Annotated in this window: 26 protein-coding genes and 1 pseudogene; 23 read left to right on the top strand and 4 right to left on the bottom strand. The window is 71.1% G+C overall.

Features of this window, described 5'->3' with window-relative positions; all coding sequences use genetic code 11:
• Positions 1-107: 107 nt before the first annotated feature.
• From MKK53_RS10930 to MKK53_RS10885, 10 genes are all read left to right on the top strand, one after another.
• Complete coding sequence (locus MKK53_RS10930; protein ID WP_243928719.1) at positions 108-1,601, top strand: AMP nucleosidase; 1,494 nt, start codon at positions 108-110, stop codon at positions 1,599-1,601.
• 363 nt (positions 1,602-1,964) lie between these two features.
• Entirely contained in the window at positions 1,965-3,215 is a 1,251-nt protein-coding gene (locus MKK53_RS10925; RefSeq protein ID WP_243928718.1) for an SLC13 family permease, read from the top strand.
• Positions 3,216-3,345: 130 nt separating this feature from the next.
• Positions 3,346-3,747 carry a succinate dehydrogenase, cytochrome b556 subunit gene (gene sdhC / locus MKK53_RS10920; RefSeq protein WP_243928717.1) on the top strand — a complete coding sequence of 134 codons (402 nt, stop codon included), beginning with the start codon at positions 3,346-3,348 and terminating at the stop codon, positions 3,745-3,747.
• A gap of 11 nt (positions 3,748-3,758) precedes the next feature.
• Positions 3,759-4,181: a succinate dehydrogenase, hydrophobic membrane anchor protein gene (gene sdhD, locus MKK53_RS10915; protein ID WP_243928716.1), complete on the top strand. Its 423-nt coding sequence runs from the start codon at positions 3,759-3,761 to the stop codon at positions 4,179-4,181.
• A gap of 22 nt (positions 4,182-4,203) precedes the next feature.
• Positions 4,204-6,018 carry a succinate dehydrogenase flavoprotein subunit gene (sdhA, locus tag MKK53_RS10910; protein WP_243928715.1) on the top strand — a complete coding sequence of 605 codons (1,815 nt, stop codon included), beginning with the start codon at positions 4,204-4,206 and terminating at the stop codon, positions 6,016-6,018.
• Between the two features lie 92 nt (positions 6,019-6,110).
• A complete protein-coding gene (locus MKK53_RS10905; protein WP_243928714.1) occupies positions 6,111-6,353 on the top strand; it encodes a DUF433 domain-containing protein in 243 nt (80 codons plus the stop codon).
• On the top strand, positions 6,350-6,724 hold the full coding sequence (locus MKK53_RS10900) for a DUF5615 family PIN-like protein (protein WP_243928713.1): 375 nt from the start codon (positions 6,350-6,352) through the stop codon (positions 6,722-6,724). The genes MKK53_RS10905 and MKK53_RS10900 overlap by 4 nt, the downstream gene beginning before the upstream one ends.
• 25 nt (positions 6,725-6,749) lie before the next feature.
• Positions 6,750-7,574: a succinate dehydrogenase iron-sulfur subunit gene (locus tag MKK53_RS10895; protein WP_243928712.1), complete on the top strand. Its 825-nt coding sequence runs from the start codon at positions 6,750-6,752 to the stop codon at positions 7,572-7,574.
• A 191-nt stretch (positions 7,575-7,765) separates the two neighbouring features.
• Complete coding sequence (locus MKK53_RS10890; protein ID WP_243928711.1) at positions 7,766-8,356, top strand: AprI/Inh family metalloprotease inhibitor; 591 nt, start codon at positions 7,766-7,768, stop codon at positions 8,354-8,356.
• 103 nt (positions 8,357-8,459) lie between these two features.
• On the top strand, positions 8,460-10,325 hold the full coding sequence (locus tag MKK53_RS10885) for an ABC transporter ATP-binding protein (protein WP_243928710.1): 1,866 nt from the start codon (positions 8,460-8,462) through the stop codon (positions 10,323-10,325).
• 4 nt (positions 10,326-10,329) lie between these two features.
• Here the strand turns inward: MKK53_RS10885 and MKK53_RS10880 are convergent, their stop codons facing one another.
• Together MKK53_RS10880 and MKK53_RS10875 are read right to left on the bottom strand one after the other, a co-directional pair.
• On the bottom strand, positions 10,330-11,166 hold the full coding sequence (locus MKK53_RS10880) for a methyl-accepting chemotaxis protein (RefSeq protein ID WP_243928753.1): 837 nt from the start codon (positions 11,164-11,166) through the stop codon (positions 10,330-10,332).
• A gap of 366 nt (positions 11,167-11,532) precedes the next feature.
• Positions 11,533-12,122: pseudogene (locus tag MKK53_RS10875) on the bottom strand (cache domain-containing protein); the annotation flags it as partial.
• A gap of 518 nt (positions 12,123-12,640) precedes the next feature.
• Here MKK53_RS10875 and petA point away from each other — a divergent pair.
• The 13 genes from petA (at position 12,641) to dprA (ending at position 23,489) form a co-directional block, all read left to right on the top strand.
• Positions 12,641-13,213, top strand: a complete 573-nt coding sequence (gene petA, locus MKK53_RS10870; RefSeq protein ID WP_243928709.1) for a ubiquinol-cytochrome c reductase iron-sulfur subunit — start codon at positions 12,641-12,643, stop codon at positions 13,211-13,213.
• A gap of 14 nt (positions 13,214-13,227) precedes the next feature.
• Positions 13,228-14,514, top strand: a complete 1,287-nt coding sequence (locus MKK53_RS10865) for a cytochrome b (protein WP_243928708.1) — start codon at positions 13,228-13,230, stop codon at positions 14,512-14,514.
• A gap of 16 nt (positions 14,515-14,530) precedes the next feature.
• On the top strand, positions 14,531-15,439 hold the full coding sequence (locus MKK53_RS10860) for a cytochrome c1 (RefSeq protein ID WP_243928707.1): 909 nt from the start codon (positions 14,531-14,533) through the stop codon (positions 15,437-15,439).
• A gap of 132 nt (positions 15,440-15,571) precedes the next feature.
• Positions 15,572-16,447 (top strand): S-methyl-5'-thioadenosine phosphorylase, encoded by an 876-nt coding sequence (locus MKK53_RS10855; protein WP_243928706.1) that lies wholly within the window; start codon positions 15,572-15,574, stop codon positions 16,445-16,447.
• A gap of 81 nt (positions 16,448-16,528) precedes the next feature.
• Complete coding sequence (gene hisB, locus MKK53_RS10850; protein ID WP_243928705.1) at positions 16,529-17,116, top strand: imidazoleglycerol-phosphate dehydratase HisB; 588 nt, start codon at positions 16,529-16,531, stop codon at positions 17,114-17,116.
• Between the two features lie 10 nt (positions 17,117-17,126).
• Positions 17,127-17,618 (top strand): DUF2628 domain-containing protein, encoded by a 492-nt coding sequence (locus MKK53_RS10845; protein WP_243928704.1) that lies wholly within the window; start codon positions 17,127-17,129, stop codon positions 17,616-17,618.
• Between the two features lie 16 nt (positions 17,619-17,634).
• Complete coding sequence (hisH, locus tag MKK53_RS10840; protein ID WP_243928703.1) at positions 17,635-18,297, top strand: imidazole glycerol phosphate synthase subunit HisH; 663 nt, start codon at positions 17,635-17,637, stop codon at positions 18,295-18,297.
• A 34-nt stretch (positions 18,298-18,331) separates the two neighbouring features.
• The gene (gene hisA, locus MKK53_RS10835; protein WP_243928702.1) at positions 18,332-19,075 is read left to right on the top strand and encodes a 1-(5-phosphoribosyl)-5-[(5-phosphoribosylamino)methylideneamino]imidazole-4-carboxamide isomerase; all 744 of its coding nucleotides are present in this window, start codon (positions 18,332-18,334) and stop codon (positions 19,073-19,075) included.
• Positions 19,076-19,112: 37 nt separating this feature from the next.
• Positions 19,113-19,589: a DUF29 domain-containing protein gene (locus tag MKK53_RS10830; RefSeq protein WP_243928701.1), complete on the top strand. Its 477-nt coding sequence runs from the start codon at positions 19,113-19,115 to the stop codon at positions 19,587-19,589.
• Between the two features lie 19 nt (positions 19,590-19,608).
• On the top strand, positions 19,609-20,403 hold the full coding sequence (gene hisF / locus MKK53_RS10825; RefSeq protein WP_243928700.1) for an imidazole glycerol phosphate synthase subunit HisF: 795 nt from the start codon (positions 19,609-19,611) through the stop codon (positions 20,401-20,403).
• Positions 20,400-21,704 carry a dihydroorotase gene (locus tag MKK53_RS10820; protein ID WP_243928699.1) on the top strand — a complete coding sequence of 435 codons (1,305 nt, stop codon included), beginning with the start codon at positions 20,400-20,402 and terminating at the stop codon, positions 21,702-21,704. The genes hisF and MKK53_RS10820 overlap by 4 nt, the downstream gene beginning before the upstream one ends.
• Positions 21,701-22,306 (top strand): glycerol-3-phosphate 1-O-acyltransferase PlsY, encoded by a 606-nt coding sequence (gene plsY / locus MKK53_RS10815; RefSeq protein ID WP_243928698.1) that lies wholly within the window; start codon positions 21,701-21,703, stop codon positions 22,304-22,306. The genes MKK53_RS10820 and plsY overlap by 4 nt, the downstream gene beginning before the upstream one ends.
• 7 nt (positions 22,307-22,313) lie before the next feature.
• Positions 22,314-23,489 (top strand): DNA-processing protein DprA, encoded by a 1,176-nt coding sequence (dprA, locus tag MKK53_RS10810; protein ID WP_243928697.1) that lies wholly within the window; start codon positions 22,314-22,316, stop codon positions 23,487-23,489.
• 68 nt (positions 23,490-23,557) lie between these two features.
• Here dprA and MKK53_RS10805 read toward each other — a convergent pair whose 3' ends face one another.
• A complete protein-coding gene (locus MKK53_RS10805; protein WP_243928696.1) occupies positions 23,558-23,983 on the bottom strand; it encodes an organic hydroperoxide resistance protein in 426 nt (141 codons plus the stop codon).
• A 129-nt stretch (positions 23,984-24,112) separates the two neighbouring features.
• On the bottom strand, positions 24,113-25,831 hold the full coding sequence (gene ade, locus MKK53_RS10800; RefSeq protein ID WP_243928695.1) for an adenine deaminase: 1,719 nt from the start codon (positions 25,829-25,831) through the stop codon (positions 24,113-24,115).
• Positions 25,832-25,833 lie beyond the last annotated feature (2 nt).

The following is a 25,833-nucleotide window of genomic DNA, read 5'->3' as shown; positions in this document are numbered from 1 at the left end:
CGCGCGTCTCCCATCCCCCGTCGCGGTGTCGGTCAGGCGGCGCTTCTCCGCAAGGCCCGTCTCGCGCCCGCCGCGCCTCCGGTGTAATCCCGGGGGCCGGAGGACAGATGATCGAACGCGAATTGCGGCCGATGCGGGCCGTGCAGGATGCCGCCGGGGCGGTGGCCGAACTGATCGCCCTGTACGAGGGGGCGACCACCGCCCTGCGGGACGCCCTCGAACGCTACCTCGGCGGCGGGCCGCCCCCGGACGCCTCGGAGCGTCTGGCCTTCCGCTACCCCGAGCTGCGGGTGACCTACCGTCCGGAGGGACCCCTGCCGCGCCTGCGCCGGGCCACGGCCAAGCTGCAGGCGGGGGGCACCTACGCCACGACGGTCACCCACCCGGCCTTCTTCCGGGACTACCTGTTGCGCCAGCTCGAACCCCTCGTGGCCGATTACGGCGTCGCCCTCGAAGTCGGCCTCAGCGCGCAGGAGATCCCCTATCCCTACGTGCTGGAGGCCGGGCTCGATCCCGGCGCCCGGGCGGTGGAGGCGGCCGAACTCGCCACCTACTTCCCGGTGCCGCTCCTCTCCGTCGTGGGCGACGAGATCGCCGACGGCACCTTCGACATGATCGAGGGCGAGCCGCGGCCGCTCGCCCTGTTCGACGGGGTGCGGGTCGATTATTCGCTCCGCCGCCTCGTCCACTACACGGGCTGCGACTGGCGCGAGGTCCAGCCCTGGATCCTGCTGACGAACTACCACCGCTACGTCGATCAGTTCGTCCGCCACGGCCTCGAACGCCTGGCCTCGGGGGAGGAGGGGTTCGAGCGGCTCGTCCTGCCCGGCGGCGTCGTGGTGCGGCGGGAGGAGGCGGCGGGCGCCGACCCTGCGGCGGTGCTGGCGGCCTCGCCCTGGCACCGGCACCAGATGCCGGCCTACCACCTCGTCGCCCGCGTGGCCGACGGGAGCCTGCAGGGCACGACGTTGGTCAACATCGGCGTCGGCCCCTCCAACGCCAAGACGATCACCGACCACCTCGCCGTGCTGCGCCCGGATTGCTGGCTGATGGTCGGCCATTGCGGCGGCCTGCGGCAGTCGCAGACCATCGGCGACTACGTGCTGGCCCACGCCTATTTCCGGCGCGACCGCATCCTCGACGAGCTGGTCCCCCCGGATGTGCCGGTGCCGGCCCTGGCCGAGGTGCAGCTCGCCCTGCAATCGGCCGCCGCGCAGGTGACCGGGGAGCGCGACGACGCCCTCAAGCAGCGCCTGCGCACCGGGACCGTCGTCACCTACGACGACCGAAACTGGGAGTTGCGCTTCACCCAGGAGCGGCGGCGGATCAACCAGTCCCGCGCCATCGCCGTCGACATGGAGAGCGGCACGGTGGCCGCCCAGGGCTACCGCCTGCGGGTGCCCTACGGCGCCCTGCTCTGCGTGTCGGACAAGCCGCTGCACGGGGAGATCAAGCTGCCCGGCGCGGCCAACGTCTTCTATGACCGGGCGGTCTCGGAGCACCTGAAGGTGGGCCTCGCCGCCCTGGACGTGCTGCGCGCCGACCGGGCGGGGCTTCATTCCCGCAAGCTGCGGAGCTTCGACGAGCCGCCGTTCCGGTAGCACCGGCATCCCGGGTCGCAAGCGGAGCCCGCCGGGGCGGCGCCCTTCCGGGCCCGTCCTCCCGGCCCGGACCGCTTCGCGCCCCTCGCCATGGCGGCGCGGGTCGATGCCGGGGCGTGTCGCGCGGCTCGGGTCTCATCCACCCCCAACGGAGCCCCCCCTTCGCACCGGCCGGGGCCGGCGAGGTGCTGACCCTCCCGCCCTGTGGCGAGAGCCTTCGCGGCCGGCGAAGGCTCCATCCACGAGCGCCGTATTGCGAAGCGTTCTGAACTGGACGACGTCCGAGGTCGGGAGAGACCGGGGGGCGTCGGGTTGGGCGGGCAGGGAGCGATCGTAGGGACGGCGCTGCTCCTCGTGCTTTGCATGGGGCTCTGGGCCAGTGCGCTGCTGCCCGAGATCGTCACCGTGCTGGCCTTCTTCGCGCTGGCGATGCTGTTCAAGCTCGCCCCGGCGGAGACCGTCTTCTCCGGCTTCGGGTCGCAGGCGTTCTGGCTGGTCCTGTCGGGGATGATCGTCGGCCAGGGGATGACGCGCACCGGCCTCGGGGCGCGGATGGCTCGGGTGCTCGCCCTGCGGCTCTCCGGGTCCTACACGCGCTTCATCGCCGGGCTCGTCGTCCTGAGCTTCCTCCTCGCCCTGGTGATGCCCTCCAATCTCGGGCGCATCGCCCTGATGATCCCGGTGACGCTCGCCCTCTGCGACGGGTTCGGTCTCGGGGCCGGGCGGCCGGGGCGGGACGGCGCGGTGCTGGCCGTGGGGGTGGCGACGCCGATCCTGTCCGCGGCGATCCTGCCGGCCAACGTGCCGAACCTCGTGATGGCCGGCTCGGCCGAGCGGCTGCTCGGCATCCACCTGTCCTACCTCTCGTATTTCGTGCTGCACGCACCCGTGCTGGCCTTCGCCAAGGGCATCATGCTCGTGGCCCTGATCGTGCGCCTGTTCCCGGATCGGCTGACGGCCGCGCCTGCGGACCGCGCCCCGCCGCCGCCCCTCTCGGGGGCCGAGTTCCGGCTGGCGGCGATCCTCGTCGGCACCCTTGCCCTGTGGATGACCGACAGCCTGCACGGTCTGCCGCCGGCCTGGGTCGGCCTCGCCGCGGCCGTCCTGTGCCTCCTGCCGGGAATCGGGGTGATGCCGGCGGACGCCTTCGGGCAGGTGAGCCTGCGGACCTGCTTCTACATCGCGGCCCTGCTCGGCCTCGTCGCCCTGGTCAACGCCACCGGGCTCGGGGAGCGCCTCGGCCATGCGTTGTTGGCGGTGGCGCCGCTCACACCGGGCGCCGACGCCCAGAACTTCGCCGTGCTGACCGGCATCAGCACGGCGGCGGCCCTCCTCGTCACCGCCAACGGGGCGCCCGCGCTCTACACGGCCCTCGCCCCGGAGATGGCCCGGGCGAGCGGCCTCTCCGCTCTGGCGGTCGTCTCCCTCCAGGTGATCGGCTACTCGACCCTGTTCTTTCCGTATCAGGCCCCGCCCATCGTCTTCGCGAGCGAGCTCGGCCGCGTGCCCCTGCGGCGGGTCGCCCGCCTGACGGTGCCCTTCGGTGTCGTCTCGCTCCTGGTGGCGGCGCCCCTCGACTACGGCTGGTGGCGTCTGCTCGGGTGGCTCGAATGACAGAAGTGTCGTTCTGTCAGAGGCTTCGGTGCATTGCGCCGCACCATCGTGCCTTGCGGCTTGCCCGCCCAGACACTAGCGGTACCACATTAGAGACGGTCCAGTTCGCAACCGCGAGGTTCCCCCGCCGATGGCTCCAACAGCCCGCCCGACAGTGGCCCAGCCCCTCTCGCCGCACCTCCAGATCTATCGCTGGACCTGGACGATGGCGATGTCGGTGTTCCACCGTATCACCGGCACCGCGCTCTACGGCGGCACCGCCCTGGTGGCGATCTGGCTCGTGGCCCTCGCCTCCGGCCCGGCGGCCTACGGGTGGGTGGCCGGGTTCTTCGGCTCGGTCTTCGGGCGGCTGATCCTGTTCGTCTACACCTGGATCCTGCTGCACCACATGCTCGGCGGCATCCGGCACTTCGTGTGGGATGCGGGGATCGGCTTCGACAGGACGCAGCGCCTCGGCCTCGCCCGCGGCACGCTGATCGGCTCCACGGTGCTGACCGTGGTCGTCTGGGCCGTCGGCCTGCTGGCCCGCTGAGAGGTACGGACATGGCCAAGGAAGCGATCCGCCAGAACCCCGCCGTCTCGATCCGCACCCCCCGGGCGCGGATCCGGGGCCTCGGCGTCTCCCATCACGGCGCCGGCCACTGGTGGCTGCAGCGGCTCACCGCCGTCGCCAACGTGGTGCTGATGCTGGCCTTCGTGGTGATCATCGCCCGGATGGCGGGCCGCCCCTATCCTGAGGCGATCCGCCTCGTGGGCAGCCCCTTCGTCTCCCTCGTTCTGATCCTGGCGGTCCTGTCCGTGACCATCCACATGCGTCTCGGGATGCAGGTCGTCATCGAGGATTACGTCCACGCGCCCGCGACGAAGATCGCGGCCGTCTTCGCCAACAATTTCTATGCGGTCGTGGTGGCCGTGGCCTGCCTGTACGCGATCCTGCGCGTGGGCTTCGGCCAGCCCCCCGTCTGACCCGATAGCCCCGGAGCCGACCATGGCCGTGAACGGAACGAACGGCGGCGCACCCGCCTACACCATCCATGACCACGCCTTCGACGTGGTGATCGTCGGCGCCGGGGGCGCGGGCTTGCGCGCCACGGTGGGCTGCTCAGAGGCGGGCCTGCGCACCGCCTGCATCACCAAGGTGTTCCCCACCCGCTCCCACACGGTGGCGGCACAGGGCGGCATCTCGGCCTCCCTCGGCAACATGGGGCCGGACGACTGGCGCTGGCACATGTACGACACCGTGAAGGGGTCGGACTGGCTCGGCGACCAGGACGCCATCGAGTACCTCGTGCGCAACGCCCCGGCGGCGGTCTACGAGCTGGAGCACTGGGGCGTGCCGTTCTCCCGTACGGAGGAGGGCAAGATCTACCAGCGGCCCTTCGGCGGCATGACCACCGATTACGGCAAGGGCACCGCCCAGCGCACCTGCGCCGCGGCCGACCGCACCGGCCACGCCATGCTGCACACCCTCTACGGGCAGGCGGTGAAGAACAAGACCGACTTCTTCATCGAGTACTTCGCCCTCGACCTCATCATGGACGAGGAGGGGCGCTGCCGGGGCGTCATCGCCCTCGATCAGGCCACCGGCGAGATCCACCGCTTCCGCGCCCAGACGACGATCCTGGCCACCGGCGGCTACGGCCGGGCCTACTTCTCGGCCACCTCGGCCCACACCTGCACCGGCGACGGCAACGCCATGGTGCTGCGCGCCGGCCTGCCCCTGCAGGACATGGAGTTCGTGCAGTTCCACCCCACCGGCATCTACGGCGCGGGCTGCCTCATCACCGAGGGGTCGCGTGGCGAGGGCGGCTACCTCACCAACTCCGAGGGCGAGCGCTTCATGGAGCGCTACGCCCCGTCGGCGAAGGACCTCGCCTCGCGCGACGTCGTCTCGCGCTCCATGACCATGGAGATCCGCGACGGCCGCGGCGTCGGCAAGAACAAGGACCACATCTACCTGCACCTCGACCACCTCGACCCCAAGATCCTGCACGAGCGTCTGCCCGGCATCTCGGAGAGCGCGAAGATCTTCGCGGGCGTCGATGTCACCAAGGAGCCGATCCCGGTCATCCCGACCGTGCACTACAACATGGGCGGCATCCCCACGAACTATCACGGCGAGGTGCTGACCCTGAAGAACGGCAACCCCGATACGGTGGTGCCGGGCCTGATGGCCATCGGCGAGGCGGCCTGCGTCTCGGTCCACGGGGCGAACCGCCTCGGCTCCAACTCGCTGATCGACCTCGTGGTGTTCGGCCGGGCGGCCGGCAAGCGCTGCGCCGAGATCGTCGAGCCGAACGGCCGCGCCCAGGAACTGCCGAAGGGCGCCACCGACAAGGCCCTCGAGCGCCTCGACCGTTTCCGCTATGCCAACGGCAGCACCGCCACGGCGGAGCTGCGCGCCGAGATGCAGAAGACCATGCAGAACAACTGCGCCGTCTTCCGCACCGGCGAGGTGCTGGAGGAGGGCAAGGGCCTGATCCACAAGGTGTGGGACGCCGCCGCCGACGTGAAGATCACCGACCGGTCGCTCGTGTGGAACACCGACCTGCTGGAGACGCTGGAGTTCGACAACCTGATCGGCCAGGCGGTGGTGACGATGGAATCGGCCGCCAACCGCACCGAATCCCGCGGTGCCCACGCCCGCGAAGACTTCGCGGACCGCAACGACAAGGAGTGGATGAAGCACACCCTGGCCTGGATCGGCGAAGGGGGCGGGGTCACGATCGATTACCGCCCGGTGCACACCTACACGATGTCGAACGAGATCCAGTACATCGAGCCGAAGGCGCGGGTGTACTGAAAACGAGGCCGCGTCGCGCGGGCGGGATACAGGCCCGTGCGACGCTTCAGGACCGGTCGTCGGTCGCCCAGGGCGAGAGGAGGTCTGTCGTGATGCATACCTTCCAGGGATTCCCACGGATCTCGGTGGATCCGGCCGTCATGGCGGGCAAGCCGTGCATCCGCGGCCTGCGCGTGACGGTCGGGATGATCCTCGGCGAACTCGGCGGCGGCACGACGATCGACGAATTGCTCGCGGGGTATCCTTATCTCGAGCGGGACGACGTCCTCGAAGCCCTCCGCTTCGGCGCCTCCCTCGCCGGGTTCAAGGATATCCCGCTGGCTGCCGCGGAATGAGACTGGTCATCGACATGAACCTGTCGGTCGCCTGGGTCGAAGCCTTACGGAGTGGCGGCACGGACGCCGTGCATTGGAGTGTCGTCGGCCCGCAGGACGCGCCCGACGAGGCGATCATGGACTGGGCTCGCGCGAACGGCGCCATCGTTTTGACGCGCGATCTCGACTTCGGCATCGCGCTGATGCGACAGGCGCGGAAGGCACCCAGCGTGATCCAGATCCGCTGCGGACGGATCGAGCTCGAACGCCATGTGTCGCTCGTGAACCGCGTGCTCAAGGACCATCGCGAACCGCTCGACGCGGGTGCGATCGTCACGGTCGAGAACGAACGCGTCCGCGTGCGTGCCCTCGATTCCCACGTTCCCATCTGACCGAGACTGCCGGACACCATAACCCATGGCCCAGTTCAACCTTCCGAAGAACTCGCAGATCACGCCGGGCAAGTCCTGGCCGGCGCCCGCGGGGGCGAAGAACCTGCAGACCTTCCGGATCTACCGCTGGAACCCGGATGACGGGCAGACCCCGCGCGTCGACACGTTCCTGGTCGACCGGGACGATTGCGGGCCGATGGTGCTCGACGCCCTGCTGTGGATCAAGAACAAGGTCGATTCGACCCTGGTGTTCCGCCGCTCCTGCCGCGAGGGCATCTGCGGCTCCTGCGCCATGAACATCGAAGGGCAGAACGCGCTCGCCTGCACCATGGGCATCGACGAGTGCAAGAGCCCCGACAACGCCCTGCCGATCCTCACCCGCAAGGACAAGGACGGCGCCATCCGGATCTATCCGCTGCCGCACATGCCGGTGCTGAAGGATCTGGTCCCCGACCTGACGAACTTCTACGCCCAGCACGCGGCGATCGAGCCCTGGCTCCAGACCGACACGCCGTCCCCCGAGAAGGAGTGGCGCCAGACGCCGGAGGACCGCGCCCGCCTCGACGGCCTCTACGAGTGCATCCTCTGCGCCTGCTGCTCGACCTCGTGCCCGAGCTACTGGTGGAACGGCGAGAAGTTCTTAGGGCCGGCGGCCCTGCTCCAGGCCTACCGCTGGTTGATCGATTCCCGGGACGAGAACACGGGTGCGCGGCTCGACAGCCTGCACGACCCTTTCCGGCTCTATCGCTGCCACACCATCATGAACTGCGCCAACACCTGCCCGAAGAGCCTGAACCCGGCGAAGGCCATCGCCGAGATCAAGAAGATGATGGTCGAGCGCGTGATCTGAGGCGGCGTCGGGTCGCCCCCCGGCGCGCCTGCGGCGCCGGGGCAACACCCGGGTGAAAAGGCCGGTTTCCGCGCAGGAAGCCGGGATCCGGGCGGAGCCCGCCTTGTGGCGAGCGCATTTCCCGCAGAGGCAGGCACCCGGGCGCCGTCCGGCGCCCGCCCGTGCCCAATCCGCCCGAGCCAAGTGGACCGATGCCGCGCCCGATCCCTTCGACGATCGCCGTTCTCTGCCTGAGCGCCGGCCTCGGCGCCTGCGCGTCGGACCGTTTCGAGGGGCCGAGAACCCGCGCCCCCTCGCCCCGCGCCGACTACGAGGCACCGGTCACGGCGATTCCCTCCGGCACCGTCACGGCCGCCCCGCTGGCCCCGCCGCCGGGGGCCACGGCGAGCCCCGACGCACCCCCGCCCGGCCCGGTCGCCGGCCTGAACCCGAGCGCCCCGGCGCCGACCGTCGTGGCCGAGCCGGTCACGCCCCCGCCCCCTCCGCCGCCGGTCGTCACCACCGGCCGGGCCGCCGTGGTCGGGGGCTGGGATGCCCGTGACGCCACCGGGGCGTCGTGCAGGGTCACCCTGTCGAGCTCGCCCTCCCTCGACCTGTACAAGGCCTCCACCGCCGGGTGCCAGAACAAGGAACTCGGCCGGGTCTCGGCCTGGGACTACCGGGACGGGGAAGTGTACCTCTACCAGCCCGGCGGCACCGTCGCCGCCCGTCTGCGCCAGGGCGGCGCGGGCCTCGACGGGGCGCTCACCAAGTCCGGCGCGTCGCTCGCCCTGAACCGGTAGGGGACGGGGCCGCCCGGCCGGGGGAAGGCCGCAGCGTCGCGGTCGCTTGGCTCGCGGCGGTGGACCCTTACATGATGGGTCCCTGCCGGAGCACCCGTACCGCATGTTTCTCGATTGGCTCGAACGCCGGATCGACCCCTTCGCGCCGTTCGATGAGACGCGGATGCCGCCCAAGACGGTCGGTGGGTTCGCGTGGTTCTATCTCCGCCCCGTCCGCGGGGCGCTCCTGGCGCTGTTCGCCATCGCGGTGATCGCCGGGACGGTGGAGGCCTCCCTCTACCTCGTCCTGCGCTGGTTCATCGACCTCCTCGGCAGCGCCGACCGGACCACCGTGCTCACCGACCATGCCTGGGGCATCGGCCTCGCCCTGGTGCTCGTGGCCGTGATCCGGCCCGCCTCGATCTGGGCGCACGAGGCGCTCTCGAACCAACTCGTCGTGCCGCAGACCACCAACCTCGTGCGCTGGCGGGCGCATCTCTACACCCTCGGCCACTCGCTCTCGTACTTCCAGGGGGACTTCGCCGGTCGACTGTCCAACCGCATCGTGCAGGTCGGCCCGGCGGTGCGCGAACTCGCGGTCGTGTTCATCGACACGCTGCTCTACGTGGCGATCTACGCCGTGACGGCCCTGGGCCTGTTCGGCTCGATCTCGCCCTGGCTCGCCCTGCCGGTCGTCGTCTGGATCGCGGGGTATGCGTGGTTGACGGCGTGGTTCGTGCCCCGGGCGAGGGCGCGCTCCCACGCCACCGCCGAGACGCGCTCGGCCTTGATCGGCCGTGTGGTCGACAGCTACACCAACATCCTCACCGTCAAGCTCTTCGCCCGGGACCGGGAGGAGCGCGCCGCCGTGCGCGATGCGGTGCAGCTCAACACCGACACCTACCTGTACCAGTTCCGGCTGGTGACGCTGACGACCAGCCTCCTCGGGCTGCTCAACAGCGCCCTGCTGGTGGCGACGGCCTGGGCCTGCCTGCTCCTGTGGCAGCGCGGCGGCCTGTCCACCGGCGAGGCGTCGGCCGGGCTCGCCCTGGTGCTGCGCCTCATCGCCATGTCGGGCTGGGTGATGCAGACCGTGCGCGGCGTGTTCGAGAATGTCGGCGTGATCCAGGAGAGCATGCAGACGATCAGCCGGTCCCACGGGCTCGTGGACGCGCCTCAGGCGCGGACCCTCGCCGTCACCGGCGGTGAGATCCGCTACGAGCAGGTGGGCTTCCATTACGGCCGCGGCGACGCCTCGATCATCAAGGATTTTTCCCTGACGATCCGGGCCGGGGAGCGGGTCGGGCTGGTGGGCGTCAGCGGCGCCGGCAAGTCGACCCTCGCGGCCCTGCTGCTGCGCCTCTACGACGTGGAGAGCGGCCGGATCCTGATCGACGGGCAGGACATCGCGCAGGTCACGCAGGCGTCGCTGCGCGAGGCGGTGGCGATGGTGAGCCAGGACACGTCCCTGCTGCATCGCTCGATCCGCGACAACATCGCCTACGGCCGCCCCGAGGCCACGGACGACGAGGTGCGCCACGCCGCCCGCCTCGCCCACGCGGACGGGTTCATCGCCGATCTGGTGGACCACAAGAGGCGGCGGGGCCTCGACGCCCATGTGGGCGAGCGTGGGGTGAAGCTCTCGGGCGGGCAGCGCCAGCGCATCGCCATCGCCCGGGTGCTCCTGAAGGACGCCCCGATCCTGATCCTCGACGAGGCGACCTCGGCCCTCGACAGCCAGGTGGAGGCGGCGATCCAGGAATCCCTGGACTCGCTGATGGCGGGCAAGACCGTGCTCGCCATCGCCCACCGCCTGTCCACCATCGCCGCCATGGACCGCCTCGTGGTGATCGAGGCGGGGCGGATCGTGGAGGAGGGGACCCACGCCCAGCTCGTGGCCCGGGGCGGTGTCTATGCCGGGCTCTGGGCCCGTCAGTCGGGCGGCTTCCTCCCGGACCGGACCACGCCCTTCGAGGACGCCGCCGAGTAGCGGTTCAGGCCGCCCGGACCCCGTGCAGGAAGCCCTCGACCTCGGCGCGCAGGGCTTCGGCCTGCCGGGCGAGCTCCTCCGAGGCGGCGAAGACCTGCCCCGCCGCCGCCCCCGTGCCGGCGACGGCGTGGGAGACCACGGCGATGCTGGCCCCGACCTCCGAGGTGCCCTCCGAGGCTTGGCTCACTGCCGAGACGATCTCGCGGGTGGCGGCGCCCTGCTGGTCCACCGCCGAGGCGATGGCCGAGGCCGCCCGGTTGATCTCGTTGATCGTAGCCACGACGCCGCCGATGCCGGTGGCGGCCCGCGCCGTGGTGGACTGGATGCCCGCGATCTGCGCCGAGATCTCGGCGGTGGCCCGGCTCGTCTGGCTGGCGAGGGCCTTCACCTCCGAGGCGACCACCGCGAAGCCGCGCCCGGCTTCGCCCGCCCGGGCCGCCTCGATGGTGGCGTTGAGGGCGAGGAGGTTCGTCTGCGAGGCGATGCCGGCGATGAGGGCGACGATCTCGTCGATCCGGCCGACCGCCTCCTTCAGTTCCGTCACCGTCGCCGCCGAGGCCCGCGTCTCCGCGACCGCGTTGGTGGACTGGGTGAGGGAGTGGTCCACCTGCCGGGCGATCTCCTGAACCGACGCGCCGAGTTCCTCGGCGGCCCCCGCCACGGAGGTGACGTTGGCCCCCGCCTGCTTGGCGGCGGTGGCCACCGCCTCGGCCTGGGCCGCCGTCTCGTCGGCGGAGTGGGAGAGCTGCTGCGCGGTCGCCTGAAGCTCGGTGGCGGCGGAGGAGACGATGCCGACGATCGCCCCCACCGTGCCCTCGAACCCGTGGATGAGGGTGCTCATCCGCTCGGCCTGCCGCATCTTGCCGAGGGAATCGGCCTCCTTCTCCGCCTCCATCAGGCGCTGCCGGGCGAGGCCGTCGCGGAAGTAGGCCACGGAGCGGGCCATGTCGCCGATGGCGTCGGCCCGGCCGAGGGAGGGGACCACCTTGTCGAGGGTGCCGGCGGCGATCTCGCCCATCGCCGCGTTCAGGGCCGCCACCGGCCGTCCGATGTGCCGGGACAGGGCGTAGGCCGCCGCGACGCTGCCGGTGCCCACCGCGAGCAGCCCGGCGAGGAGGACGAGGAGCGAGTGGTTGCGGGCGGCCAGGAGATCCGTGACGTCGAGGGCGATCTCCACCGTGCCGATGGCCCGGCCGGAATAGTTCCGCAGGGGGGCGGCGAGGACGGCGAAGGGGCGCCCGTCGATCTCGCCCCACCGCAGAGCGCTCGGCCCGGTGAGGGCGGCGCGCATCTCCTCCGGCGACAGCAGGGTCCGCTGCGTGAAGGTGGCGCCGAGGGTCTCCAGCCCCGCGTCGCCGACGAGGTGCATGGCGATGTCCACCCCCGTCCGGTGTTTGAGCGCGGCGAGGAACTCCTCCCCCAGCGCGGCGCCCACATCGGTCACGCCCACGAAGCGGCCCTCCACCATGGTCGGCACGGCCGCGAAGATGCTGATGCTCGCCCGGCCGGGCTCGATGCCCACCAGCGGGGCGCGCGTCTGGATCACCTCGCGAATCATCGCCCGGCGGCCCAGTACGTCGTCGCCGAACTTGTCGGGGTGTGGGACCGGGCGACGTTGCGCCCGTCGGCGCCCTGGAAGCTGATGAGGCCGAGATCGAGCTTCTTCAGAGCCGGGACGATCGGGGCCATCCGCGCGAGCAGTTCCGCCCGGTCGCCCCGCCCGAAGGCCTCGGCCACCCGGTCGTCGTTGGCGATGGCGATGGCGGTCGCCATCGCGCGCTGGCCCTGCTCGGCCATGGCCTCCGAGACCACGTTGTAGCGCGTGAGAAGGCTCTCGCCGATCGCGGCGTCGCTCGCCGACGTCTGGGCGCGGTAACTCACCGCGCCCACCACCGCCGCCGATCCCAGCGAGATGCCCAGCATGGCTATAGTTAATTTCGCGCCGATGGACCGAAGGCTGTTCCCAAAGATCGACACGCAGACACCTCAGCTTCGCTTGCCCGGATTTTGAATTATCATGCGAGTGTTGCGCTTAACGTCCGACTAACATTTGTCTTCCGTTTCCCCGCTTCGGCCATCAAGGGCGATATGTCTTCATTCATGAGCGGATAGCCAGCTTTGCAGGGGTTCCGCCGGGCGGCGCTGTCACAGATCGCTCACTCTCTCACGGGAACAGCTTGGCCATTCGTCCGACCGGCTTGACTCGAAGCGACGGCCGGTCGCATTGCTCAGTTTAGAACCATAATGCTGTGGTCGCGGCGGCCGCCCCCTGGCGGACCCGTCCCCGCGACCCGCGCCCTCGGAGTGCTGAGCCCTTGGCGAACTCGACCGCCGCTCCCGCCGACGCGTCCCACGACGGCAACCGTCGTGACTTCCTGTTCCTGGCCACCGGGGCCGGCCTCGCGGTCGGCGTGGGCGCCGTGGCGTGGCCGTTCGTCTCCTCGATGGCCCCCGACGCGGAGGTGATCGCCGCGGGCGCACCGATCGAGGTCGATCTCTCGCCGATCCAGGACGGACAGATCGTCAACGTCTTCTGGCGCGGCAAGCTGATCTTCGTGCGCAAGCTGACCGCGAAGGAGGTCGGCGACATGCGCGCGGTGCCTCTTCCGGAGATGATCGATCCCGCCGCCTTCGGCACGCGGGTGAAGGACGGCCACGACCAGTGGCTCGTGGTCTACGGCAACTGCACCCATCTGGGCTGCGTGCCGATCGGCCACCAGGGCAATTTCGAGGGCTGGGCCTGCCCGTGTCACGGGTCCCAGTTCGATGCCGTCGGCCGTGTCCGCCATGGGCCCGCGCCGATCAACCTGCCGATCCCGCCCTACGCCTTTCAGTCGGACACGAAGATCCGCATCGGCGAACCGGCCGGCGGCAAGGGCGAGGCCTGAGGGAAGAGCCAGAGATGAGCGGAACCGCCAGCACCTACGTCCCGAAGAGCCGCGTCGCGAAGTGGTTCGAATCGCGGCTGCCGATCGTCGGCCTCGTCCATTCGTCGTTCATCGCGTATCCGGTTCCCCGGAACCTGAACTACTTCTGGACCTTCGGCGCGATCCTCGCCGCCTTCCTCGGCATCCAGATCATCACCGGCGTCTGGCTGGCGATGCATTACGAGCCGTCCGCGACGGGGGCCTTCACCTCCGTCGAGAAGATCATGCGCGACGTGAACTACGGGTGGCTCCTGCGCTACGCGCACGCCAACGGCGCCTCGATGTTCTTCGTGGCGGTCTACGTCCACATGTTCCGGGCGCTGTATTACGGGTCGTACAAGGCGCCGCGTGAGGTGCTCTACATCCTCGGCGTGGTGATCTACCTGCTGATGATGGCCACCGCCTTCCTCGGCTACACGCTGCCGTGGGGCCAGATGAGCTTCTGGGGCGCCACCGTCATCACCAACATCCTGGCGGCGATCCCGGTGGTGGGCGACACGATCCAGAGCCTGCTCTGGGGCGGCTACTCGGTGGGCAACCCCACCGTGAACCGGTTCTTCTCCCTGCACTACCTCCTGCCCTGGATGATCGCGGGCGTCGTCGTCCTGCACGTCTGGGCGCTGCACGTCACGGGGCAGAACAACCCGGCCGGCATCCCGATCAAGTCGGGCAAGGACGCGGTGCCCTTCACCCCCTACGCCACGGTGAAGGACGCGTTCGCGACGATCGTGTTCATGATCCTGTTCTCCTGGTTCCTGTTCTTCATGCCGAACTACCTCGGCCATGCGGACAACTACATCCAGGCGAACCCGGCGGTGACGCCCGCCCACATCGTTCCGGAATGGTATTTCCTGCCGTTCTACGCGATCCTCCGGGCGGTCCCGAGCAAGCTCGGCGGCGTCATCCTGATGTTCTCGGCGGTGATCATCCTGGCCTTCGCGCCCTGGCTCGACACGTCGCGGATCCGCTCCTGCAACTACCGGCCGATCTACCGGCAGTTCATGTGGGTGTTCCTGGGCGTGGCCCTCGTCCTCGGCTGGCTCGGCTCGCAGCCCCCCGAGGGAGGCTACGTCCTGGCCGCGCAGGTCTGCACCGCCTACTACTTCGCGCACTTCCTGATCGTGATGCCGCTCTGCGGCCTGTTCGAGACTCCCAAGCCCCTTCCCGGATCGATCCTCGAGAGCGTGACCGGGCCGGGCAAGCAGGTCTCCGGGGCGGGCATGCCGGCCGGCGTCGCCGCCGCCCCGCAGGTCAAGGGCTGAGGGACGACTGACTCAGATGGCCATGACGCGCGTTCTCTCCACCACCCTCGCCGCCGCGGTCGCGGCCCTTCTCCTCGGCGCGCCCGCGCGGGCCGAGGATGCCCATGGCGGGCCGATCCCGCCGCGGGTCCACTGGAGCTTCGCCGGCATGTTCGGCCGGTTCGACACGGCGCAGCTCCAGCGCGGCTTCCAAGTCTACAAGGAAGTCTGCTCCAACTGCCATTCGATGAAGCTCGTCTCCTTCCGCAACCTCGCGCAGGAGGGGGGGCCGGACTTCTCCGCCTCACAGGTGAAGGCCCTGGCTGCCACCTATCAGGTCAAGGACGGCCCCAACGATTCGGGCGACATGTTTGAGCGGCCCGGCCGCCCGGCGGACGCCTTCCCCGCGCCCTTCCCGAACGACCAGGCCGCGGCGGCGGCCAACGGCGGCAAGGCCCCGCCGGACTTCTCGGTGATCGCCAAGGCGCGGACCTTCTCCCGCGGCAACCTGACCTTCCTCTACGATTGGCTGCCCTTCGTCGGCTACTCGGAGCAGGGGCCCGACTACATCCACGGCCTCCTGAACGGCTACAGGGATGCGCCCAAGGACTTCCAGATGCCTGAGGGGGGATATTACAACCTGTACTATCCTGGCCACATCATCGCGATGCCGCCGCCCCTCTCGGACGGGCAGGTGACCTACGCGAAGGACGACAAGGGCCAGCCGGTGGCACCGGAGACGGTGGACCAGTACGGCAAGGACGTCTCGGCCTTCCTGATGTGGGCCGCCGAGCCGCACATGATGGACCGCAAGGCCCTGGGTTTCCGGGTGATCCTGTTCCTCATCATCCTGTCCGGCCTGCTCTACTATGTGAAGAAGAAGATCTGGGCCGATGTCGGCGGCGAGGTCCACGGCCTCCAGCCGGAACTGCACAAGACCTGGTGAGCCGTCCGCGTCGCGCGTGCGACGCCGCCGGGACGATGCACAGCGCAGCGGGCCTCCCCTCGGGGAGGCCCGTCTTTTTTGGCCGGCAGGGGCGTGCTACCGCAGCACTGTCGAGGGGACAGGGCATCCGGCATGACCGCAGCGGTACTCGGGGTGATGGGCGGATCCGGGGTCTACGACCTGCCGGGCCTGGAGGATGTGCGCGAGGAGCGCGTCGCCTCCCCCTGGGGCGAGCCCTCCGACGCCCTCCGGGTCGGGCGGATCGGCACCACCAAGGTGGTGTTCCTCGCCCGTCACGGGCGCGGCCATCGCTTCTCGCCCTCCGGCATCAACTACCGCGCGAATATCGACGCGATGAAGCGCCTCGGCGTCACCGACATCGTGTCGCTCTCGGCCTGCGGCTCGTTCCGCGATGAGCTTCACCCCGGCCTGTTCGCCCTCGTCGACCAATTCGTGGACCGGACCCACGGGCGCGCCTCGTCCTTCTTCGGCGACGGCTGCGTCGCCCATGTCTCCCTGGCCCACCCGGTCGGCCCGAACCTGCAGGCGCGCATCGCCGCGGCGGCCAAGGCCGAGGAGATCCACGTCCACCGGGGCGGCACCTACGTCTGCATGGAAGGGCCGCAATTCTCGTCGCTGGCGGAATCCCGCGCCTACAAGGCCCAGGGCTTCGACGTGATCGGCATGACCAACATGCCCGAGGCCAAGCTCGCCCGGGAGGCGGAGATCACCTACGCCACCATCGCCATGGTAACCGACTACGATTGCTGGCACCCCGGCCACGACGCGGTGGATGTCGCGGCGGTGATCGCGGTGGCCCGGGCCAACGCGGACAAGGCCGCCCGGCTGGTCTCACGGCTCGCCCGCGACTTCCCGGCGGAGCGGGAGGAATGTCCGGTGGGCTCGCACCGGGCCCTCGACGGGGCGATCATGACGGCGCCCGCCGTCCGGGACCCGTCCCTCCTCGCCAAGCTCGACGCCGTGGCCGGGCGGGTGCTGGCCGGTTGAGGCCGCTCGTTCCCCTTTCGCGCATCGTGCTCTAGAAGCCACCGGCGGCCGTTCCGCCGACAACACGAAAACCCAGAAGACATGCGCAGCGCGAGCATCAGCCGGAAGACCGCGGAGACCGACGTCTCGGTGAGCGTCGCCCTCGACGGCACCGGCCGGGCCAGCATCGCCACCGGCATCGGCTTCCTCGACCACATGCTGGAGCTCCTCGCCCGGCACGCCCTGTTCGATATCGAGGTCAAGGTGGCGGGCGACCTACACGTCGATCAGCACCATTCCGCCGAGGATTGCGGCATCGCCCTGGGGCAGGCCTTCGCCAGGGCGCTCGGCGACAAGCGCGGGGTGACGCGCTACGCCGACATCCACCTGCCGATGGACGAGGCCCTGACGCGGGTCTGCGTCGATATTTCCGGCCGGCCGTTCCTCGTGTTCCGCACGCAGTTCCGCGTCGAGAAGATCGGCCAGTTCGACACCGAGCTGGTGCGGGAGTGGTTCCAGGCCTTCGCCATGAATGCCGGGCTGACCCTGCACGTCGAGACCCTCTACGGCGAGAACGCCCACCACATCGCCGAGAGCTGCTTCAAGGGGCTGGCCCGCGCCTTGCGGAATGCCGTCGCGGTCGATCCCCGGGAGGACGGCCGGGTGCCGTCCACGAAGGGCACGCTGTAAGGGAAGCCCCATGCGCCTGCGCAGCTACACCCTCCACCTGCCGCCGGAGGCCCGCCCCGGCGAGGCCGATGCCCTGGACCGGGCCAAGCTCGTTCCGGACGGCTTCTCCTGGCCGGCCTTCGCCTTCAGCGTCCTGTGGTTCCTGTTCCACCGGCTCTGGGCCGCGGCGCTGATCGTGCTCGCCGGCCTCCTGCTGGTGGCGTTCTCCGGCTACGCCCTCGGCCTGCCGCGGGCGGCGGGGGCGGCCATCGCCCTGCTGGCCTGCGTGCTGGTGGGCCTCGAGGCCGGGAGCCTGCAGCGCTGGACCCTCACCCGACGGGGCTGGCCGGCCCGCGACGCGGTGGTGGCCCGCGACGCCGCCGAGGCCGAGGCGAAGGCGCTGGCCCGGTGGCTGGACACCTCGACCCTTCCGCCGCCGCCGCGGCCGCCCTTCCCGGGCGGGGCCGTGCGGCGGGGCGAACCGGTGATCGGGCTGTTCCCGGCCCAGGGGGGCGGCCGGTGACGGCGTGGGATCGGGCATGACCGGACAGAGCGTCGCCATCATCGATTACGGTTCGGGCAACCTGCATTCGGCGGTCAAGGCCTTCGAGCGGGCGGCCCGCGAGGCCGGGCTCGACGGCACCCGCATCACCCTCACCGCCGATCCGGACACCGTCGCCGCGGCGGACCGGATCGTCCTGCCCGGCGTCGGCGCCTACGCGGATTGCCGGGCCGGGCTCGATGCCGTCCCCGGCATGGTGGAGGCGATGATCGGCGCGGTGAAGCGCGACGGCAGGCCGTTCCTCGGGATCTGCGTCGGCATGCAGCTCCTGGCGAGCCGCGGGCTCGAATATGCCGAGACGCCGGGGCTCGGCTGGATCCCCGGCGATGTCGAGCCGATCCGCCCGTCCGATCCGGCGCTGAAGGTGCCGCATATGGGCTGGAACACCCTGCGCGCCGCCCGCCCCCATGCCCTGTTCGAGGGCATCCCGACCGGGGAGGGCGGCCTGCACGCCTATTTCGTGCACAGCTTCGCCCTGGTGCCGGAGCGGCCCGGGGACACCGTGATGCGCGCCGAGTATGGCGGGCCGGTCACGGCGGCGGTGGCGCGCGACAACGTCGCCGGCACGCAGTTCCACCCCGAGAAGAGCCAGCAGCTCGGCCTCGCCCTCATCGCCAACTTCCTCCGCTGGCGCCCCTGAGCGGCGCCGAAGGACACAGCAGAAAGACAACCGGGTGATCCTGTATCCCGCAATCGACCTGAAGGGCGGGCGCTGCGTCCGCCTCGTCCAGGGGGACATGGACCGGGCGACCGTCTTCGGCGACGACCCCGCGGCCCAGGCGGCGATCTTCGCCGGCCAGGGCTTCTCCTGGCTGCACGTGGTCGACCTCGACGGCGCGTTCGCCGGCGCGCCGCGCAACGCCGCGGCGGTGGATTCGATCCTCGCCACGGTGGACGTGCCGCTCCAGCTCGGCGGCGGCATCCGGGACATGAAGACCCTGGAGGGCTGGCTCGCCAAGGGCGTCGCCCGGGTCATCATCGGCACGGCCGCGGTGCGCGATCCGGAATTCGTGCGGGAGGCGGCCCGTCTCCATCCCGGCAAGGTCGCCGTGGGCATCGACGCCAAAGACGGCCGGGTCGCCGTCGAGGGCTGGGCGCAGACCTCGAGCATGACCGCCGAGGAGCTCGGGCGCCGGTTCGAGGATGCCGGGGTGGCGGCCATCGTCTACACGGACATCGCCCGCGACGGCATCCTCAAGGGCCTCAACGTCGAGATGACCCTGGCGCTCGCCGAGGCCGTCGCCGTGCCGGTGATCGCCTCGGGCGGCCTCGCCTCCATCGACGACGTCCACCGCCTGCTCGAACCCGATTGCGCCCTGATCGCCGGGGCCATCACCGGCCGTGCCCTGTACGACGGGCGGATCGACCCGATCGCGGCGCTGGCGGCGATCGCGGCGGCGCGACCCGCGGCGTCGTGATAGGTTGTCCGCGCAGGGATCGCTCCGGGAGGTTGCGATGAGCGCAGGGAAGGCGGCGGCCCGGCCGCAGGCCAAGGCGGCCGGGTACGACGAGGATTTCTACACCTGGACCCAGGAGCAGGGCGCGCGCCTGCGGGCGGGCAAGCTCGACGGCCTCGACCTGGGGAATCTGGCCGAGGAGATCGAGAGCTTGGGCAGAAGCCAGTTCGCCAGTCTGGTGAGCGCGTTGCGGGTCGTGCTGCTGCACATGCTGAAGTTCGATCACCAGCCGGCACTGCGCAGCCGAAGCTGGGTCGTCTCCATCGCGACACATCGCGAGCATGTCACGGACGAGTGGGAGGAGAGCCCGGGCCTGAAGGGGCGCCTGGACGAGGCGCTCACGAAGGCTTACCGCCGAGCTCGACTGGAGGCCTATGGTGAGACGGGGCTCCCACTCCATGTCTTTCCGGAAACCTGCCCCTACTCCCTGGATGAGATCATGAACCGCCCGTTCGCGATCGACGCCGACGCCTGAACGACGATCGGACCACGCCGTGCTCAAGACCCGCATCATCCCCTGCCTCGACGTGAAGGACGGGCGCGTCGTGAAGGGCGTGCGCTTCGAGGGCCTGCGCGATGCCGGGGACCCGGTGGAGGCGGCCAAGGCCTACGACGCGGCCGGCGCGGACGAACTCTGCTTCCTCGACATCACCGCGAGCCGGGAGGCCCGGGGCACGCTGCTGGATGTGGTGAGCCGCACCGCGGAGGCCTGCTTCATGCCGCTCACCGTCGGCGGCGGGGTGCGCGCCGTCGAGGACGTGCGGGCGCTCCTCCTCGCGGGGGCGGACAAGGTCGCGATCAACACCGCCGCCGTGAAGGACCCGGACCTCGTGGCCCGCGCGGCGGAGAAGTTCGGCGCGCAGTGCATCGTGGTCGCCATCGATGCGAAGCGGGTGTCGGCGCCCGGCGAGGCGGCCCGGTGGGAGATCTTCACCCATGGCGGGCGGGATCCGACCGGGATCGACGCCATCGCCTTCGCCCGTCTCGTGGCGGAGAAGGGCGCGGGAGAGCTGCTCGTGACCTCGATGGACCGGGACGGCACCCGCTCCGGCTACGACCTCGCGCTGACGCGGGCGATCTCGGACGCGGTGGGCGTGCCGGTGATCGCCTCCGGCGGCGTCGGCGGGCTCGATGATCTCGTGGCGGGTGTCGCCGAGGGCGGGGCGAGCGCCGTGCTCGCCGCCTCGATCTTCCATTTCGGCCAAGCCACCATCGGCGAGGCCAAGGCGCATATGGCCGCCGCCGGCCTCGCCATGCGCCTCGATGCCCCCGCGGAGCCGCGCCTGTGACCGACCTCCTCCTCGCCAACGCGACGTTGCTCGACCCGTCGAGCGGCGCGGAACGGCCCGGCGCGATCCTGGTGCGCGATGGCCTGATCGCCGGCATCGCCGAGGGCGCGGCGCCCGGCGCCCCTGCGGGGGCGACGCGGATCGACTGTGCCGGGCATGTGCTGGCGCCGGGGCTCATCGACCTGCGCGCCTTCGTGGGCGAGCCGGGCGCCGAGCACCGGGAAACCCTGGCCTCGGCCAGCGCCGCCGCCGCCGCCGGGGGGGTGACCACCCTGGTGTGCATGCCGGACACCAACCCGATCATGGACGGCCCGGCCATCGTGGACTTCGTCCTGCGCCGGGCGCGGGATACGGCCTGCGTCAACGTCCTGCCCGCCGCCGCGATCACCAAGGGCCTCGGCGGCCGGGAGATGACCGAGTTCGGCCTGCTGCAGGAGGCCGGCGCGGTGGCCTTCACCGATGGCCTGCGGGCGGTGGCCGACGCGCAGGTGATGCGCCGGGCCCTGACCTACGCCCGCGATTTCGGCGCCCTCATCATGCAGCACGTGGAGGAGCCGAGCCTCGCCGCCGAGGGGGTGATGAACGAGGGCGAGCTCGCCTCGCGCCTCGGCCTGATGGGCGTGCCCCGGGAGGCCGAGACGGTGATGCTGGAGCGCGACATCCGCCTCGTGCGGCTGACCGGCGCCCGCTACCACGCGGCGATGATCTCCTGTGCCGATTCGGTGGAGATCGTCCGGCGGGCGAAGGAGGACGGGCTTCCCGTCACCTGCGGCGTCTCGGTGAACAACCTCGTGCTCAACGAGAACGACATCGGCCATTACCGCACCTTCTGCCGCCTCTCGCCGCCGCTGCGCGACGAGGCCGACCGGCAGGCCGTGGTGGCGGCCCTGGCGGCGGGGGTGATCGACGTGGTCGTCTCCGATCACAACCCGCAGGATGCCGACACCAAGCGCCTGCCCTTCGCCGAGGCGGCGGACGGGGCTCTGGGCATCGAGACGCTGCTCGGCGCCTCCATGCGCCTCGTCCACACCGGCGACATCACCCTCGCGCGCCTCCTCGCGGCGCTCACCGTCAAACCGGCCGCCCTCCTCGGCAAGCCCTCGGGCCGGCTGTCGATCGGCGCCCCGGCCGACCTCGTGCTGATCGATCCGGACTTGCCCTACCTCCTCGACAAGCGGCGGCTGAAGTCCCGCTCCAAGAACTCGCCCTTCGACGAGGCGCGCCTTCAGGGCGCGGCGGTGCTGACGTTGGTCGGCGGCCGGATCGTCCATGCGGTCGATGCCTGGGCCGCCGCCGCATGAGCCCCGCCGACCTCGCCACGCTGCCCTCCCTCGCCGGGCTCGGCATCGGCTACGCCCTCGGCGCGATTCCCTTCGGCCTGATCTTCACCCGCATCGCCGGCCTCGGCGACGTGCGGGCGATCGGCTCGGGCAATATCGGCGCGACCAACGTTCTGCGCACCGGCCGCAAGGGGCTCGCCTTCGCGACCCTGCTCGGGGATGCGCTGAAGGGCACCGCTGCGGTGCTGATCGCGGCGCAGCTCGGCGAAGGGCCGGCCCTGGCGGCGGGGCTCGGGGCGTTCCTCGGGCACCTGTTCCCGGTCTGGCTCGGCTTCAAGGGGGGCAAGGGCGTCGCGACGCTCATCGGCGTGCTGCTCGCCTTCAGCCCCCTCGCGCTGCTCGCCTTCGCCGTGGTGTGGCTCGGCCTCGCCTTCGCGTTCCGGTTCTCGTCCCTGTCGGCCCTGGCGGCCTCGGCGGTGGCGCCCATCGTCCTGTGGGCGCTCGGCCTGCCGGCGGTGGCGCTGCTCTTCGTCCTCCTCGGCGCGCTCCTGTGGTGGAAGCACAGCCCCAACATCAAGCGCCTTGCGGCAGGCACCGAAGGACGCATCGGCCAGAAGGGGTGAGGCGGCGATGGACCTTTCCGACGCCCAGCGCCTCGACTGGCTCCGGCTGATCCGCACCGAAGGCGTGGGCCCCCGCACCTTCCGGCAACTGATCAACCGCTTCGGCGGCGCGGCGGCGGCCCTAGAGGCCCTGCCGGACCTCGCCCGGCGACGGGGGCGCACCGCGATCCCCTCGAGCCGCACCGCGGCGGAGGACGAGATCGCGGCCCTCGCCCGCCTCGGCGGCCGGTTCCTGAGCTGGGGCGATGCCGCCTACCCGGCGCTGCTGCGCGCCACGGAGGCGGCGCCCCCCCTGGTCGCCCTGCGCGGCGACGCGGCGATCCTCTCCCGGCCGGCGGTGGCGATCGTCGGTTCGCGCAACAGCTCGGCAGCCGGCGGCGCCTTCACGGAACGCCTCGCCCGGGACCTCGGGGAGGCGGGGCTCGTCATCGTCTCCGGCCTCGCCCGGGGCATCGACGCCCGCGCCCACAAGGCGAGCCTCGCCACCGGGACGGTGGCGGTGATGGCGGGCGGACAGGACCGGATCTACCCCGCGAACCACGCCGCCCTCGTGGCGGCGATCCTCGATGCGGGCGGGGCGGTGCTCGCCGAAATGCCGATGGGCTGGCAGGCCCGCAGCCAGGACTTCCCCCGCCGCAATCGGATCATCTCCGGCCTCAGCTACGGCAGCGTGATCGTGGAGGCGGCGCGGCGCTCGGGCTCGCTCATCACCGCCCGCTTCGCCCTGGAGCAGAACCGGGAGGTGTTCGCCGTGCCGGGCTCGCCCCTCGACCCGCGGGCGGAGGGGACCAACGACCTGATCCGCCAGGGGGCGACTCTGGTGGCGGAGGCGGCCCACGTCCTCGACGTGATCGGGCCGATCATCGAGCGCGGCGATGTGCCTGAGGCGGCCCCGGCGCGCCCGCGGCCCGACCTGTCCGAACGGGCCGATTTCTGGGAGGAGCTCGACCTCGACGGGGATGCCGACCCGGCTGTGACCGCGCCCCCCGCGCCGGAGCCCCCGGCGCTCGATGAACGCTCGCGCATCCTGGCCCTCCTCGGCCCGGGCCCGGTGGCGACGGACGAGCTGGCCCGCGCCGCCGAGTGCGCCGTGCGGACGGTACAGACGATCCTGCTGGAGCTCGAACTCGACGGGCGGATCGAGCGGCAGGGCAGCGGGATGGTGGCGCTGGTGCAGCGGTGAGGACGTGACGGGCGAAAGCCCCCCCCTTCCGGCGGGAAGGGGGGGCTTTCGCCGTCAGCGGGAGCGCGTCAGGCGACGGTCAGGCCGACATCGACGTTGCCGCGGGTGGCGTTCGAGTACGGGCACACGGTGTGCGCCTTCTCGACGAGACGCTCGGCGTCGGCCTTGTCGAGGCCCGGCAGGCTGACCTTGAGGTCGGTGGTGATGCCGAAGCCGCCCTCGGAGCGCGGGCCGATGCCGACATTGGCGGTCACGGTGGTGTCGTTCGGCACCTTCAGCGAAAGCTGCGGAGCCACGAACTTCATGGCGCCGAGGAAGCAGGCCGCGTAGCCCGCAGCGAAGAGCTGCTCGGGGTTGTTGCCCTCACCGCCGGCGCCGCCCAGCTCCTTCGGGGTGGAGAGCTTCACCGCGAGGGCGCCATCCTCGGTCTTCGCGGTGCCGTCGCGGCCCCCGGTGGCGGTGGCGGTGGTGCGATACTTCACGTCAACAGACATCGTCATCTCCCCGGCAGAATGGCCGTGCGCCTTAAATGGCCAACGCCGCTCAGATAACCAGAATATAGATTGCGCACAATCTAAAATCCGGCAGACCGGGCATGCGCTGGGCTCGGCCCTCCACGACGGTCACGGGTCCACGAGTGCGAACCGATCCACGTCCACGAGGCCGCGGTCGGTGATCTTGAGGTGCGGGATCACCGGCAGGGGCAGGAAGGCGACCTGAAGGAACGGCTCCGGCAGCACCACGCCGAGGCTTTTCGCGGCCTCCCGCAGGCGGCGGAGCGAGGCGGCGATCTCGGGATGCGGCAGGAGGCTCATGAGCCCGGCCAGGGGCAGGGCGATCTCGGCCAGGACGTGCCCGCCCGCGGCGACGACGAACCCACCCTCGATCTCGGCGAGGCGGTTGACGGCGACCGCCATGTCTGCCTCGTCGGCGCCGACGACGGTGATGTTGTGGCAATCGTGCCCGACCGAGGAGGCGATGGCGCCGCGCACGAGGCCGAACCCCTTCACGAAGGCGACGCCGATGCCCCGTTCGCCCGGCCGCGTCCGCCCGTGCCGTTCCACCACCGCGACCTTCACCACGTCCTGATCGAGGTCGATCCGCCGCTCGCCGTCGCGGTAGGGCAAGGAGAGGTCGTGGCGCAGGGTGATGATCTTGCCCGGCACCACGCCGATCACCGGCGTCGCCGGGCCGGAGCCGGGCGCGGCGAAGTCGGCCTGCGTGACCCGGCGGCTTCGGATGCTCGCCCGCCCGATGGGCGCCACGCAGGCGCGGCCGGCGAAGAGGGCGTCGTCCACCACCCGTCCGGCGCTGACGACGCCCGCGACGGCGCAGTCCAGGAGATCGTCCAGGATGACGAGGTCGGCGCGCTGGCCGGGGGCGACGAGGCCGCGGTCGAGCAGGCCGAAGGCCCGCGCCGCCGACCAGGACACCGCCCGGTAGACCGCCAGCGGCGGGCAGCCGAGGCGGATCGCCGTGCGGACCACGAAGTCGAGATGCCCTTCCTCGGCGATGTCGAGGGGGTTCCGGTCGTCGGTGCAGAAGGCGAGGAACGGCGCGGTGCGCTCAGTCAGGATCGGCGCCAGGGCATGCAGGTCCTTCGAGACCGAGCCCTCGCGGATCAGCACCGTCATGCCCTTGGAGAGCTTCTCCAGCGCCTCCTCCGCCGTGGTGGCCTCGTGCTCCGTGCGGATGCCGGCGGCGAGATAGCCGTTGAGGGCGGCGCCCCGCAGGAGGGGGGCGTGGCCGTCGATGGGCCGCCCCTGGAACGCCGCGAGCTTGGCGAGGGCGCCCGCATCGCCCGCGAGCACGCCGGGGAAGTTCATGAACTCGGCCAGCCCCAGGACCTTCGGGTGATCCGCGAAGGTCAGCAGGTCGGCGGCCTCGATGCAGGCGCCGGAGGTTTCGAGATGCGCCGCCGCCGGCACGCAGGAGGAGAGCTGGACCCGCAGGTCCATCGCCGTCGCCTCGGCCGAGGCGAGGAACCAGCCGAAGGCCGGCGTGCCCAGCACGTTGGCCATCTCGTGCGGGTCGCAGATGCCGGTGGTGACGCCCCGGGGCAGCACGCACCGTTCGAATTCCAGCGGCGGCATCAGCGAGGATTCGACGTGGAAATGCGTGTCGATGAAGCCCGGCACGACCACCTTGCCGGCGATGTCGATCTCCCGGGCGCCGCGATACCGCCCGAAGGTCCCGACGATGCGGTCGCCGCACAGGGCGATGTCGGAGGCGACGAGGTCGCCGGTCACGAGGTCGAGGAAGCGCCCGCCCTTCAGCACGAGGTCGGCCTCGCCACGCCCGGCCCCCTGCGCGATCGCCCGCCTGAGGAAGTCCACGGTCATGT

Origin of the sequence: Methylobacterium sp. J-076 (genome assembly GCF_022829405.1) — a bacterium.
In the GTDB taxonomy this organism is placed as follows: domain Bacteria; phylum Pseudomonadota; class Alphaproteobacteria; order Rhizobiales; family Beijerinckiaceae; genus Methylobacterium.
The sequence above is the reverse complement of the archived record's forward strand: the minus strand, read 5'-3'. Positions and strand labels throughout refer to the sequence as shown.

Excerpts from the sequence above, each read along its gene's own strand:
- MKK53_RS10880 (WP_243928753.1), bottom strand. The coding sequence starts at position 11,166 with ATGAGCACCCTCATCCACGGGTTCGAGGGCACGGTGGGGGCGATCGTC.
- dprA (WP_243928697.1), top strand. The coding sequence starts at position 22,314 with ATGGACCTTTCCGACGCCCAGCGCCTCGACTGGCTCCGGCTGATCCGC.
- MKK53_RS10855 (WP_243928706.1), top strand. The coding sequence starts at position 15,572 with ATGACCGCAGCGGTACTCGGGGTGATGGGCGGATCCGGGGTCTACGAC.
- sdhD (WP_243928716.1), top strand. The coding sequence starts at position 3,759 with ATGGCCAAGGAAGCGATCCGCCAGAACCCCGCCGTCTCGATCCGCACC.
- MKK53_RS10885 (WP_243928710.1), top strand. The coding sequence starts at position 8,460 with ATGTTTCTCGATTGGCTCGAACGCCGGATCGACCCCTTCGCGCCGTTC.
- MKK53_RS10900 (WP_243928713.1), top strand. The coding sequence starts at position 6,350 with ATGAGACTGGTCATCGACATGAACCTGTCGGTCGCCTGGGTCGAAGCC.
- MKK53_RS10895 (WP_243928712.1), top strand. The coding sequence starts at position 6,750 with ATGGCCCAGTTCAACCTTCCGAAGAACTCGCAGATCACGCCGGGCAAG.
- plsY (WP_243928698.1), top strand. The coding sequence starts at position 21,701 with ATGAGCCCCGCCGACCTCGCCACGCTGCCCTCCCTCGCCGGGCTCGGC.
- hisH (WP_243928703.1), top strand. The coding sequence starts at position 17,635 with ATGACCGGACAGAGCGTCGCCATCATCGATTACGGTTCGGGCAACCTG.
- MKK53_RS10930 (WP_243928719.1), top strand. The coding sequence starts at position 108 with ATGATCGAACGCGAATTGCGGCCGATGCGGGCCGTGCAGGATGCCGCC.
- MKK53_RS10890 (WP_243928711.1), top strand. The coding sequence starts at position 7,766 with ATGCCGCGCCCGATCCCTTCGACGATCGCCGTTCTCTGCCTGAGCGCC.
- ade (WP_243928695.1), bottom strand. The coding sequence starts at position 25,831 with ATGACCGTGGACTTCCTCAGGCGGGCGATCGCGCAGGGGGCCGGGCGT.
- sdhA (WP_243928715.1), top strand. The coding sequence starts at position 4,204 with ATGGCCGTGAACGGAACGAACGGCGGCGCACCCGCCTACACCATCCAT.
- MKK53_RS10830 (WP_243928701.1), top strand. The coding sequence starts at position 19,113 with ATGAGCGCAGGGAAGGCGGCGGCCCGGCCGCAGGCCAAGGCGGCCGGG.
- MKK53_RS10925 (WP_243928718.1), top strand. The coding sequence starts at position 1,965 with ATGGGGCTCTGGGCCAGTGCGCTGCTGCCCGAGATCGTCACCGTGCTG.
- MKK53_RS10805 (WP_243928696.1), bottom strand. The coding sequence starts at position 23,983 with ATGTCTGTTGACGTGAAGTATCGCACCACCGCCACCGCCACCGGGGGC.
- sdhC (WP_243928717.1), top strand. The coding sequence starts at position 3,346 with ATGGCTCCAACAGCCCGCCCGACAGTGGCCCAGCCCCTCTCGCCGCAC.
- MKK53_RS10865 (WP_243928708.1), top strand. The coding sequence starts at position 13,228 with ATGAGCGGAACCGCCAGCACCTACGTCCCGAAGAGCCGCGTCGCGAAG.
- MKK53_RS10845 (WP_243928704.1), top strand. The coding sequence starts at position 17,127 with ATGCGCCTGCGCAGCTACACCCTCCACCTGCCGCCGGAGGCCCGCCCC.
- MKK53_RS10905 (WP_243928714.1), top strand. The coding sequence starts at position 6,111 with ATGCATACCTTCCAGGGATTCCCACGGATCTCGGTGGATCCGGCCGTC.
- hisB (WP_243928705.1), top strand. The coding sequence starts at position 16,529 with ATGCGCAGCGCGAGCATCAGCCGGAAGACCGCGGAGACCGACGTCTCG.
- MKK53_RS10860 (WP_243928707.1), top strand. The coding sequence starts at position 14,531 with ATGGCCATGACGCGCGTTCTCTCCACCACCCTCGCCGCCGCGGTCGCG.